This is a genomic window from Falsigemmobacter faecalis, from assembly GCF_003863335.1.
GTDB lineage: Bacteria > Pseudomonadota > Alphaproteobacteria > Rhodobacterales > Rhodobacteraceae > Wagnerdoeblera > Wagnerdoeblera faecalis.
On sequence record NZ_RRAZ01000057.1, the window covers coordinates 1 to 12094 of the forward strand.

Here is a 12094-nt window from a genome sequence, read left to right on the forward strand (position 1 = left end):
AATAGAGTTAACGAAGCTGCCTTATCGACTCCACAGAAGAGAAAGAGAGAAAGGAATTTCGTTAAGCTGATAGGAGTCGATAAGGACAGATCGTTAACTTCATTAACTCGGGTCATGCTTTTGCCCCCAGATCATCTTCGATCTTCAGCTTCAGGCCCACGATTTGAACCACGTTGCCCGTGCCGTTCTTCTTCTGGAAGCCCCGCTCAACCAGACCTTCACCAAAGCTGCGTTTGGACATTGCTGTTTCCCGCTCTTCTTCGCACCATTGGCAATAGAGGACGTAAAGCCGCTGAAGCGGCACGGCACCCGCGCTATCCCGTTCCACTTCCTCAGCGATAAAGCCCGACAAGCGGTCTTCGCTTTCCAAGTATTCCCGCGATGCCTTGGCAACGGTCTCAGGGATGCGCAGGCCGTCCTTCTGCCATGCCACAGCGCCTTCGATGCACCAGCGCAGGATTGCCCCGGCTTCGGCTTGCAGGCGCTGTGGCAGTGACTTGTCTTCGCGCCCACTGAATTTGGCTTCGAACGGCACAAGGGTCATCCTCGCCTTCATTGCAGTGTCAGTGGTGCGGATTCTGGGCTTTGTGTTGCCGTCCACAATCAGGGTAAACTTGGGCACGAAGTCGAAAGAGTTCTGGCGCATGTGGTTCGCCGTAATGACATCCCCGCCCGTCAGCGTTTTCAGTAGAGATTCATTCCAGACTTGCCCGACAGGAAGTTCAGCACCGCGCACGAAACGCGCGCCTTGAAGGCGGGCCAAAGACTGGGCGTGTTGCGGGTTGCGAGACTCCAAAAGGGTTGTCGTCGGGATGCCCTTTGCATAGTCGCCAATGATTTTCTGGAAGGTGTTCAACAGCGTTCCCTTGCCGTTGCGGCCACCGCCAGTGAACATGAAGAAGCGATGCTCTTTAGTCGAACCTGTGAGCGAATATCCCAGCAAACATTGAATGAAATTCACCATTTCAGGATCATGCGGGAAAATTTCCGACAGGAATTTCAGCCAAGTGCGAGGGGTTGCGTCCTCTGGTGCGACAGCGGTTTGCTTCGTGATGTAGTCTGACCGTTTCGCGGGGCGCAGTTCACCCGTGCGCAGGTCAACAGTGCCAGCAGGCGTTCCCAGCAGGAAGTCGTCAGCGTCCCATTGGTCAATGGTGCTGAGGGAAGCCTTGTTTGACCGTGCCAGACGTTCGACAGCCGCGATTGCAGCGTCCTGCTTCATTGCCTTGGACTGCGCTTTCGCAGCGCGGACGAACTGTTCAGCGTCCTTCGGCTTTAGGTCAACGGCCTTGGCTTCAGCCCATTCTGTCAGCAGCCTTGCCTTGGCGCGGACGAAGTCGCGGGCAATGCGCATGTGCTGCATACCGCTGGCAACGGCCCATCGCTGCCCGATAGGGTCCCAGAGAATCCAGCCCCCCATTTCTGCGAGATAGCGCCCATTCTTGTTCAGCCCGGCTTTGCCCAGATCAAGGGCAAGCTGGTCCTGCGACAGGTCGGGCTCTTGGGTCACGCTGAAGGCGTCAATATGCCAGCCGCCCGCTTCGTCGCTTACGACAGACGGGGCTTTCGCGGTTTCTTCGTCGCCATAGTCTTCGAACTCATCTTCACAATCGACAGGCAACTGCACAGGCTTCTTCAGCCCATCGGCCCAAGCGTGTTTGAAGGTGGTGCTGACCTCACGCTGAGAAAGGCCGCAGGCTTCACCAGCAGGCATAAGAGCGGCGCGCACCTGTTCTTCTGTCAAAGCCCCATGTGCGGCCAGACCTGCACAATGCAGCACTGCGTTATTCAGTGTGGCTTGGCGCTGCCCGTCAGGTGCGCTTGCCACGATTTCAGCTTGGGCTTCCAGCATCTCTGTGGCTCGTTCCATCTGCCACGGGCTGGCCTTCTGGATCGTGACCAGAGTGCCCAGCAGGTCCTCTTCGTCATCGTCACGCAAAGGGGCGCGGCTCATGATCGCCGCAGGAATGGCCGGGAACTTGGAGTGGCGATAGATATGGTCGCCTTTGACCTCATACCGCTTGTCGTCCTTCAGGCTGTAGGGCGCGATAATGAAGGTGTTATCGTTCCGCACGTCCAAGCCTTCACCGATTTTTCCCACGGTGCTTTTGACGTTCGGGGTGTATTCGAACAGCAGGTGCCAGCCGCCAGAAGGTGTTCGAACGCGAAACGGTGTGATTGCAGCCAGATCAGAAAGCCCCATGTTTTTAAGGGATTCTGTGCCGTCTTTGCCGTTCTTAACGTCCACGTCCAGAACGGTCAGGCCGTTGCGCGCACCAGCCAGAAGGCCCACGCGGGCTTCGGGCCACTTCTTCCACCATGCGCGGATTTGGGCAGCGTCCTTAGACGCTTTAGTCGGGAAGCCAGCAATCGGCTTCCAGCCGTCTTCGTCGCCCCATTGGCGGATCGGGAAGACGACAAAACCCCTCTTGGCTAGTTCGAGGGCAACGCTTTCATTGCTGGCAAGCAGCGGGACCACATTGGGGTTCGGCCCCAGCAGGTCTTCGAAGTCGTCGTGCAGATCAAGTTGCGACAGATCGCTTTTTGCGGTATGGTTTACGGGCATTGATAGACCTTTCGAGGTAAGGGCTGTTTTGGTTTGCGAGACCAAAGCAGCCCATTTTCATTTGAGCGTTCATCGCCATTGCGTTCGTCCTCTTCTCAGATTCTCAGACGCCAGTTTTCTGGCTGTCCTTTTTTATTTGAGGCGCTTTGCGCGCCCTGCCCGAGGTGGTTTGTCCCCTCAGGTTTTTAGTTCCAAGGCCACCAGCGGCGCTTTACGGGCGCAGGTTCTGGGGCTTTCTCTGGTGCGGCTAGCAGGGCCGTCACACGGTCTTCAGCGCGGTCTAGGCGGGTGCGCAGATCGTCTATTGTCGCCTGCATCTGTTCCCGTTCCCGCTCACGTTCCTTTTCAAGGATTTCTAAGCGGATTCGAAGGGTTGCGTCCTGTTCTTCAAGTGGTTGCGTAACGTTCGATGGCACGTTTTCCGCAACTGTTCGAGGAAACACCCTGTGCAGTTCGGAAGGGTCTATCTCATAGTTGTTTCCGTCCTTGTGCGCGCTAATTGTTCCTGTTTTTATTGCCCTTAGGATTGTGGACTTCGCTTTTCCGGTTGCCTTTGCGGCTGTGCCTAAGGTGTATTTCATGGGGTTGCGCTTTGTTCGATGAGGTCAGTTGCAGACCGTTCGACAGCGTTGCGCTTCTTCACCCTGTATTCGCGCAGGAAGGCCACGCGGTCGCCTTTGAAGAACAGAGCCGGATTGACCCAATACTGGTTCGGCAGCTTCGGCTTCAGGAAGCCTTTGGCGATTAGTTCCTTCAGGCCGTTGTGGAAGGTGCGGTCGCTCATATCCAAGGCGTGACCATTCAAGCCGTCATCGAACCAGATCAGGCTCACGCTGTCCGAGTATCCGCCCGTCAGCTTCGACTTCTGATATTCGCCCAGCACAGCTTGGAAGACGCGCGCCCCGGTCTTGCTCAGATCGAAAGCCGCGCGGACGCCTTCAGCAAACACCTTCACAAAGTGCTCTTCGTCTTTCTCTTCGATGACGTGAATGATGCTCGAACCGACGACTTCGCCCGTCTCGGGGTCCATCAGGTCTTTAGGGGCAGAACGTGTCCGAACCGTCTTGTGACGGGTCTGAATCTCAGAGCCACCCATGAAGGGGTTTTCGTTTGGCGAGTATTCTAACTTCCGTAAATTCAAGGACATCGTTTCTTTCGCTCCACCGAAGATTTAGACTGGTTTTCCTACCACTCATCCGAAGCCACGTTGCAGGATGAGCGAAGATTTTTCAACGTTTTTCTTCGGTCGAATGCAGAATTTCTTCGCTCGATGTCAGAATTTCTTCGCTCACGATTCAACAGGGCAAGGGAAAAAGCGTGTTTCCCTTCTCACTCTATTTATAGGAGCGTCCGGCGCGCCGTTGTTCGCTGTGAGTGGCTTGCCACATAGCAGGCGAACAGCGGACAGCGGCGGGCTGGATGCGACAACAAAGAATCGTCCGTAGGACTCATTTTGCTGTGCTTGTGGATAAGGGGCATTCCGAAGCCAGAACGCCCCTCAAACCACATCAGACCGCCATACCGTTTTTAGCGGCTTCAGCGTCAGCCCATGCCTTCACTTCCTCAGCAGTCGCAGGACGGGCAGCACCCAGCTTGTCGAACTGCTTGGCCTGCGCAGGGGTAGCATCGAAGACAGTGCGCGCCGGAATGGCAACGTCGCCTTCAAGGATGATCAGGTTCTTTGCATAGAGTTTAGCCATTGCCTTGTTCCTCTCAGAAGCCGCTCAGGCGGACTTGGACAGTTGCAGTCGAAGCAGCGGCAGCGGCGACAGCCACGCCCAGCTTCGTGTTGTCGGTTGCGGTGCTGGTCGCCAGCTTGTCGTCTGCGTCCCAATAGACGGGCGCGCCGAGGGCGAAGGCGTTTGCTGCCACTTTCGGCAGTTCGAACACACCCGAGGTCGCCACATCGACAGCAGCGCCGCTGAGAGCGTCACCAGAGGCGATGCCGACAATTGCGCCCGCGATGACGGGTTCACCCGACAGAACGGTCACAGGGGCCGGGATGGTGAGCGTTTCGCCCTTTTGAATGTAGTTCTTCATGGTCAAAGCCCTTTCGAGGTCTGAAGGCGGATCAGGGCATTGCGCCCCCGCTGAAGGTTGAAGATTTCGGAATCGATCGCTGCGATTGCGCGTTCAATTTCAGCCTGCGACCGATAGGTGACGTTCTCGCCGTTCTGGTCGGTAAAGCTGCGGACGCCCGAGAAACGGGCATCCTGAAGTTGTTCGCGGTATTCGCGCAGTTTCGTCACGCCGGACATTAGGCAGCGCCCGTTGCGTGATAAGCCCCGCGCCAGTCCAGCCAGCCGCAGCCGAAGTCCAGCCAAGCGCGGTATTTCAGCCCGAGGGTATCCCATGCCTCTTGGCGCTGGATTTGGACGCCCTGCGCAGCGGCGAGGTAGCCATATTGCAGCGAGGCAACGCGGGCCGGATCGGCCAGCAGATACCAGCCTGCGCCCGTCAGGCGGGGTTCGACGACAAGCGACAGCTTGCCAGCGAATGCAGCTACATCTTCCGAGGTGGTGGCATAGATCGAAGCCAGCAGCTTTTCTGCGGCGGTTTCGAGTTCCGGCCCGACGACAAGGTATTTCGGCTTGGCGTCAATGATGGTTTTGCCGTCCAGCCCTTTGACCGTGCGCATTGCTTTGCGGGCGTTCGAAAGAGCCGTTTCGCTCAGTGCGCTGCCCGTGGTGGCATAGTTGCCGCGACCAGCCGCGAAGACTTTGGTGCTGTCCGACAGGTTCGGGTTTGCCGTCAGCAGCGCGACCATTTCCTCAGCTTCGGTCTGCGCAGCGGCAGCACCCATTGCGGCGGTCATATCGCCCAGAAGGCCCAGATCGTCGTCAATCAGCAGCTTGCGGCTGACGTTGATCGCCCGCCCGAAGGTCTTCAGGCTCATGGTCTCGCCAGCTTCGGCGCGGCTGGTGTGCTTGAACTCGCCGTGTTCGGTCATCTCTTCGAGACGGCCCATTTCGCCCAGGCGGATCGAGGTCGACTCTTTGAAGTTCGGAAGGGTGCGCTGACGTGCCAGAGCCTTCAGCGGGCTTTCAGCCGCCTGATAGGCTTGGGCCGCAACCTTGCCCATGGCGTTCGAGACCAGCAGGGGGAAGTCGCTGGTGCCGTGCGCGGCGCGGGTGAAAATATCATCAGCGGACATGCCGCGAACCGAAGTGCCTGCACGGGTCAGAGCATCGGCAGCAAGGTCGCGCAGCGACATGCCCACGAACTCACGCGAAGCCGCAGGCAGTTCACCGCCAGCCATGCGAAAGGCCAGAGCATCGGCAGCGCGAGTCTGGATTTGCACCGGGTCGGTGTGGTCCTGACGGATGCGGATTTGCGGTTGCTGACGGGTCAGCATCGCTTCACGCGCAGCTTCGCGCACCTCTTCGTCGGTCACAGCCTCTTCGGCCAGATCGCCGCCCCATTGCTCGGGCAGATTGCAGGCAGTGCGCAGCGTTTCAATCAGCGCAGCGCGGGTTTGAAGGTCAAAGGGCATTTCTGCGCTCCTATGGATGATTGCGTTTTGGTCAGCAGGAACAGGCACAAGGCTGACCTCCAAAAGCCGCCACTTGCTGGCAGTTTTGGTCCTTGTGCCGTCAGGGTTCTTTGACTCGCGCCATGCGAGAACTTGGTATCCAGCAGAGACGTGGCGGACGGTTCCGTCCTTCACACGTTGGAAGATCGGTTCGATGTCATCAGCCATGCCGATACGAAGCGTTGCGCTGACGCTGGGGCCGTCAATGGTGAGGCCCGAGGCGCGCCCGACAGTTTCACGGGCGGCTTGCTTGTGATCGGTCAGCAGCGGGAAGTCGTCGTCTGCGTTGAACTGAAGCCCCTTGGGGTCCAAGACTTCCCAGAAAGTGCCCTTGGCATCGCGGCGCTGAACTGGGGTTGCCGTTGCCACCACAGCGCGGAAGCTGCGGTTGTCTTCGTCCAGATCGCCCACGCGCGGCATAGCGCGGAAAAGGCGTTCACCTTGGGTCAGATCGGAAGGGGCGATGCGCAGACTCGGGGTAATCCGAGACGCTTTTGCGGGGTTTGCTGTAAGCCTTACGTTCATGATTGGATTCCTGTTTGTTCTGGCTTTTTGACGCCAAAAGACAGGCCCAGTTCGGCTTCTCTGGTGCGGTCAGCGGCGATTTCTGCGTCTAGCTGTTCGATGGAATATCCAAGGGCAGCGACAGCTTGGCGGCGCGACATAAGCCCCGCGTTGATTTGGGAAATGGTGGCATCCGCGTCTTTGGCCGGATCAACCCAAGGCTGGGCTGGGGCAATCCATTCGACGGCAAACAGATCGTCGGTAATCTCAAAGCCCAGATCGAGGGCCGCAAGCGTTGCCACCCGCTGCCAAACAGGTTCGAGGAACTGAGGCACAAGGGTCTGATACTGATATTGCTCAATGCGCTGACGGAAGCCCACCAGCGAGGCGCGCAAGCTGGAATAGTTGGCTTGCCGAAGATCGCCGTCCAGCAGGTGCGCAGGCACGTTCAAGCCAGCGGCAATGCGGCGGGTCAGGTGCCCAAGGAACTCGCCCGCTTGCTGGCTTTGCTGAGGCGCAACGGTATCAACGCGGTAATTGCCCGGAAGATGGAAGACTGAACCCGGCTCTAGTCCTTGCCCGTTTTCGAAGGGATTTGGGCCGTTTTGGTCGTTCTCATTGGTCAGGATCACGCTCAGAAGCGCGGCGATTTTGGTTTGGGTAATCAGCGCGTCTTCGGTGCCGTCCAGTTCAGCCAGAGCCAGCAGGACAGGCGCAAAGGACGAAACGCCCCTCACAGCACCGGGACCTGCGGACTCCATCACATGCAGCATTTCGCCAGCATCAACGCGCACAGGCGGCGCATAGGTTGCTTGCATGGCATCAGGGCGCACAGGGTGAACATGGAAGGCCACGGCTCGCCCGTCTTCGTTCAGTTCGATGCCTGCGACGATGGTGTCAGTGTTCAGTTCTGAAGCGACTTGTTCAGGCGGGATTTGCACCAGCTTAGGACCGCGCCACATCAGGAAGGCATCGCCGTCAACGCGCTGTGCCTTCACCACGGCAGTTTGCAGCCCGAAGAAGTCGGTGCGGCCCGAGGCGTCAGCCTGCTTTGCCCATTTGGAAAAATAGGCGTCCAGCGCCTTCCTGACCTCAGGGTCAGGGTGCTGGCTGGTCGGGATGATGCCAGAGCCGACAGCCGTAGTTGCCCACGCGCTAACAGCGGACGCCGCCAGAGCGTTGTTTGCGGCAGCATGGCGGGCGCGGCTTCGGATCGAAGGGTTTGCGGCTACAGTCTCAGGGCCGTAGCTGGAAAAGCGGTTAGCCCCGCCATTGAACCGAGTCCGGGCTGCGGTCGCGGCGTCATAGCTGCGAAGCTGGACGGCTTGGGGGGCGGTGCGGTTCAAGAGGCGAGACAGAAGGCCCATGGGTTAGCCCTCAGTTCATGCCAGCGGGCGGTGCAATCAGGCTGCGCAGCGCGTGAAGCGGGGCAGTCGTGATGAGCACTTCACCCACGGATGACCATTCAGGGTCTTTGACGTTTTCAGCGCCAGCCCAGAAGGCTTCTTGGTCCAGACGGCCAAAGTTGCGCAGCACATAGCGGGCTTGGGTTTGGCTGTGACGCATGAAGCGAAGCTGCAATGCCCATTCCGTGCCGTCCAAGGTGTCAGAGAGTGCCGCAAGGATCGGATGAGGGCTGCGGGCCTGTTGTCCCAGATACCAATAATACAGCGCGCTGCTGGCAATGTTCAGGACCTCTTGGTCTGCAACGCCGCAGTCCTGCAAGCCCGACAGCATAAGCGCTGCGGCTACATCAGTGATGCCGTAGATATTGGGCGAGTTCTTCCCTTCACCCACGCGGCCACGGACGTGGATCAGGTTTTGCTTGCTGTAGTTTTGGATGCGGGCAGATGCCGTTGAATAAGGGACGCCCCCACGCGCAAGCGCGTTGGCGAGGTCTTTTGCACGGAACTGCACCAGAGGCTCAACATGCGTGAAAAGTGGGTCTTTGGCGTCTTCGTTCATTTCAGAACTCCTTTTTTCTCAGCCTAAGAAAGCACGCTGAGAATGTAAGGTCAAGAAATGAATCTGCAAACTGAAGTTTTTAACTTTACATGGTGCTGAGTGGTGTGTCATACAGTGTGAGGTGGAAGTGGTAGTCATTATCTCCTGATGACCAGAAAACGGCAGGGGCGGCGCAGGTCGCCCTTGCCACAAGAAACCGCCGGACGGTTTTGTCCTCCTTCCGAACTGCGGCGGTCGCGCCCTTAGTCTGCTTTTTACGGGCGCAGGCTAAGGGCGTTTCTTTTTGCAGACCTCACAGAAAGTAAGTTCAATGGCTTCTAAGATTGATCGCCAGTTTGCAGAGCGTTTCCCCCATCGGAATTGGTGGCTCAGGCCTGCAACGGCTGAAGAGCGTCAAATTCAGTTTCGGGGCCGCGCTGTAGAAGGTTGGCACGCCTGCCTTGCAGTCGGGCGTTGTGGTGAGTGGTTCAGGACCATGCCCTTCTATGCGACATCGGCTGACGTGGCTGACATAGATGACCAAGACGCGGGCGTGACTGCGGCCCATGTTGCTGAAACGCTTCAAGCCGGGGCTATGCCTTATGTGCAGATCAGGCGGGAAGGCCTTTGAGATTTTCCGATAGCGTGAAAAGCTGACCTTTCAGCGGTCAAAGAGTAGTCATCAGGGGAGGTCCAAGAGTGGAAGAGAATAAGGAAAAGCTAAGAAAACTCGCGCTCGAAGTAGACGAGAGAAATAAAGATTTAGGCACGCCCTTGGCTCAGGAATTGCGCGCGGCATTAGATCAGAACGATATGGCCTTTATCGAGTTGGTCTGCTCAGTCGCCGCAAATGACGTTAGGCGCGATATTGCTGCGCTATCAGCCATAGAGAGTGAAGGCCCCAGCTGTAGCTTCATTGCTCCTGATGACGGGAAAAAATATTACATTTTCGATTCACAGGGGGGCGTTTCGCGCTGCTATCAAGCAGGCGATCTGTCTCAGAAAGAATACTTCTTTAGGGATGGTGTTAGAGAGAGAAACGGACTCGCGTTTCTCTCTGCCAAGTGGGCTTAACGGCTTAGAAACTGGCTTCTAATCACGCGGGGCGGTGCTTTAGGTGCTGCCTTGCTGGATAGCTCATCCGCCCGCCGTTCGGCGTCCAGAGGGACCAGAGAACGCGCAGCCATTGCATAGACCGCACAGTCCAAGGCTTCCACTCTGCGCCCGCTCAGGCGGTGCCATTCGAGGATCGGAACGCCTTTGCTGTAGCGGGTGCGCAGCCTTTCACCAGTGAACTGTTCGGCCCAAGTGGCGCTGAGGCTATCCGAGAGGCGGAAGCCGCCAGAGGTCGCAAGCCCGAGAATGCGGCGCTTGATCGAGTCCACGCCTACAAGCTGAAGGCGGACCCACTTTTTTGCCGGCACATTGCCCAGACGGGTCGGCGGCTCTCTGAAGCCCGCGATGCCTTTGCATGGGAAGATGCGCTGACCAGCACGGGCGCGGCTGAACTCATAAACGGCTTCGGTGGTGGTGCCGTCACCCGAGTCCACCAGCGCCGCGTCATAGCGCAAGGTGCCCCCGTTTGGGTGCTGGAAAGTCCGGCCGAAAAGATCGGACAAGCCCAGCCAGAGGTCAGGCCCGAAGGGGTTGCCCCAGAGCACTTCATGCGCCAGCACTAGAGGCTTGTCGTCAGCCGTCCAGCCCAAGGTCGTGACCTCTAGGCGGTCGTGCTGCACGTCACAGCCAGCGGTCAGGGCGATGACCTCAGGCGGCAGGCGGTCTAGCCCGATTGGCTCTAGGCGGCTCATCAAGTCGGCATCGTCTATGCCGTCAGATTCATCACGCCAGACTTCGCCCGCAACGGTGTTCACCCACGTCTTCAGGGTCGCGGGATCGCGCTTCGCGGCAAGGAACTCGCAAGCCAGAACGCCCCAAGAGGCGGTCGGAAGGATCGAAGCCCCGAAGGTGTTCAGCCTGTAGCTGTGATGCCCGAGAACTTCCGGCTTCGTGGCCCGCCAGCGCCCTTTCTCAATCATCGCGGGCTTATCTGCCTCTTGCGTGATGCAGCCACAGGACGGGCAAACAAAATAAGCGTCTTCCGGCTTGCCCTCAGGCCATTGGATCATGGCCCATTTCAGTTCATGGAAGTCGCCACAATGCGGGCAAGGCAGTTCCCAGACGCGGCAGTCGCCTTCCTCATAGGCTCGGGCAATCCGGCTGGTAGCCTCATCGACAGGCGTAGAAGCCATGACGATTTTGCGGCGTGTGCCGTAAGTCATGGTGCGCCGGATCGCCAGCGAAACGGGGTCGCCCTCATCGCCTGCGGACACGTCCAAGCCGTCCACCTCATCAAGCCACAGAACGCGGGCCGTTCGGGCGCGCAGGTTCTTAGGGGATGCGCCAGAGACCAGCGCCAGACTGCCCCCCGGATAGTGCCGCGACAGCATGGTATCGCGCCCGCTGACGTTCTCGGACAGGGCGTTGCGCAGGGTCGGGCTTGCCGCGAAAGTGGGTTCGATAATGGACGTTAGAAGCATTCGGCAGTCGGACTCGGACGGCATGACGACAAGCTGGGGGCTGGGATCGTTCAGGGCAAAATGCCCGATGCCTGCCACCATAAGCTGCGTTGCACCCACGCGGGCGCTCTTCAGGATCGTCACACGTTCGACTCGGTTGTCGCCTATCGAACGCGCCACTTCCCGCTGCCACGGCATCAGCGTCATGCGCCCAGCTTGGGCCGCGACAGTCGAAGGAAGTCGCACGTTTGCTTGCACCCATTCGCCCAGATCGAGGCGCGGCGGCGGGCGCATGGCTTGGAAGAGTTCAGCGCGAAGTTCGCGGAATGGATCAGCGTTCATCTTTGAGTTCCTCCAAAGCCAGACGCACTTCGTCTTCTAGGGTCACAGCGGCTTCGCGGTTCAGGCCCATGCGGGCAGCAACACGGGCGGGAATTGCGAGGATTTGCGACCGAAGGTCTGCGGCTGTGACAATCCATTCCCGGCGAACGTCAGCAATCGGGATGAGGTCGCCAGCAGCTTGCTGGTTCTTCAGTTCTTGCGCGTCAGCTTGGGCTTTCGTCAGGCGCAGCTTTTCCGCCTTCAGATCGTCGCCACCAGCGGCAGGCCGTCCAGCGCGGGCGGCTTGTTCGCGGAGTCTTTCGACGTAATTGCCGACAGATTGGCCCACGTCATAGCGCCCCCGGGAGGATCGGACGAAAACCCCTTCACGGGCTTTGGTGCGGACTTGGCTCAGGGAAAGCCGTAGGAGGCCCGCCAGCGCCCGTTCGTCCATTTCCAAGGGAAGGTCAGGCGAAGGGGCCGGAAGGGGCTGTGCGGTGCTGTTTTGAGGCGCAGGGGTGCCCAGCAGATCGTCAAATTCATCAAACATGCTTGGACTCCCATTTTTCAAAATCATTGGGGAGTGCGAACATGTGTGGCTCAGCGTTCCCCGCGAGGCACCCTAGGGGGGAGGGACCCACAACCCATTGAGAACAAAGGACAGTTAATAGAGTTAACGAAGCTGCCTTATCGACTCCACAGAAGAGAAAG

12 protein-coding genes are annotated in these 12094 nt (G+C 58.5%); 1 reads left to right on the forward strand and 11 read right to left on the reverse strand.

Translation table 11 applies throughout. The annotated features are described in order from the left end of the window. Positions 1-112: 112 nt before the first annotated feature. From EG244_RS19355 to EG244_RS19395, 9 genes are all read right to left on the reverse strand, one after another. The gene (locus EG244_RS19355) at positions 113-2566 is read right to left on the reverse strand and encodes a phage/plasmid primase, P4 family (RefSeq protein WP_124966803.1); all 2454 of its coding nucleotides are present in this window, start codon (positions 2564-2566) and stop codon (positions 113-115) included. A 185-nt stretch (positions 2567-2751) separates the two neighbouring features. Next, entirely contained in the window at positions 2752-3147 is a 396-nt protein-coding gene (locus tag EG244_RS19360; protein WP_124966804.1) for a hypothetical protein, read from the reverse strand. Continuing rightward, positions 3144-3662 carry a helix-turn-helix domain-containing protein gene (locus EG244_RS19365; RefSeq protein WP_199738039.1) on the reverse strand — a complete coding sequence of 173 codons (519 nt, stop codon included), beginning with the start codon at positions 3660-3662 and terminating at the stop codon, positions 3144-3146. The genes EG244_RS19360 and EG244_RS19365 overlap by 4 nt, the downstream gene beginning before the upstream one ends. 412 nt (positions 3663-4074) lie before the next feature. Further along, positions 4075-4266 carry a hypothetical protein gene (locus EG244_RS19370; RefSeq protein WP_124966806.1) on the reverse strand — a complete coding sequence of 64 codons (192 nt, stop codon included), beginning with the start codon at positions 4264-4266 and terminating at the stop codon, positions 4075-4077. A gap of 13 nt (positions 4267-4279) precedes the next feature. After that, on the reverse strand, positions 4280-4606 hold the full coding sequence (locus EG244_RS19375) for a DUF2190 family protein (protein ID WP_124966807.1): 327 nt from the start codon (positions 4604-4606) through the stop codon (positions 4280-4282). Between the two features lie 2 nt (positions 4607-4608). Further along, positions 4609-4824: a phage head-tail joining protein gene (locus tag EG244_RS19380; protein ID WP_124966808.1), complete on the reverse strand. Its 216-nt coding sequence runs from the start codon at positions 4822-4824 to the stop codon at positions 4609-4611. After that, complete coding sequence (locus EG244_RS19385) at positions 4824-6623, reverse strand: phage major capsid protein (protein ID WP_124966809.1); 1800 nt, start codon at positions 6621-6623, stop codon at positions 4824-4826. Before EG244_RS19385 ends, EG244_RS19380 begins: the two co-directional genes overlap by 1 nt. Further along, positions 6620-7969, reverse strand: coding sequence for a phage portal protein (locus EG244_RS19390; RefSeq protein ID WP_124966810.1), 1350 nt, complete (start codon positions 7967-7969; stop codon positions 6620-6622). The genes EG244_RS19385 and EG244_RS19390 overlap by 4 nt, the downstream gene beginning before the upstream one ends. 10 nt (positions 7970-7979) lie before the next feature. Continuing rightward, entirely contained in the window at positions 7980-8567 is a 588-nt protein-coding gene (locus EG244_RS19395; RefSeq protein WP_124966811.1) for a hypothetical protein, read from the reverse strand. Positions 8568-9245: 678 nt separating this feature from the next. Here EG244_RS19395 and EG244_RS19400 point away from each other — a divergent pair. After that, positions 9246-9620: a hypothetical protein gene (locus EG244_RS19400; protein WP_124966812.1), complete on the forward strand. Its 375-nt coding sequence runs from the start codon at positions 9246-9248 to the stop codon at positions 9618-9620. Here the strand turns inward: EG244_RS19400 and EG244_RS19405 are convergent. Together EG244_RS19405 and EG244_RS19410 are read right to left on the reverse strand one after the other, a co-directional pair. Continuing rightward, positions 9617-11404 (reverse strand): phage terminase large subunit family protein, encoded by a 1788-nt coding sequence (locus EG244_RS19405; protein ID WP_124966813.1) that lies wholly within the window; start codon positions 11402-11404, stop codon positions 9617-9619. The two genes, EG244_RS19400 and EG244_RS19405, sit on opposite strands and share 4 nt — an antisense overlap. Beyond that, entirely contained in the window at positions 11394-11933 is a 540-nt protein-coding gene (locus EG244_RS19410) for a hypothetical protein (RefSeq protein ID WP_124966814.1), read from the reverse strand. The genes EG244_RS19405 and EG244_RS19410 overlap by 11 nt, the downstream gene beginning before the upstream one ends. Positions 11934-12094: the final 161 nt, after the last annotated feature.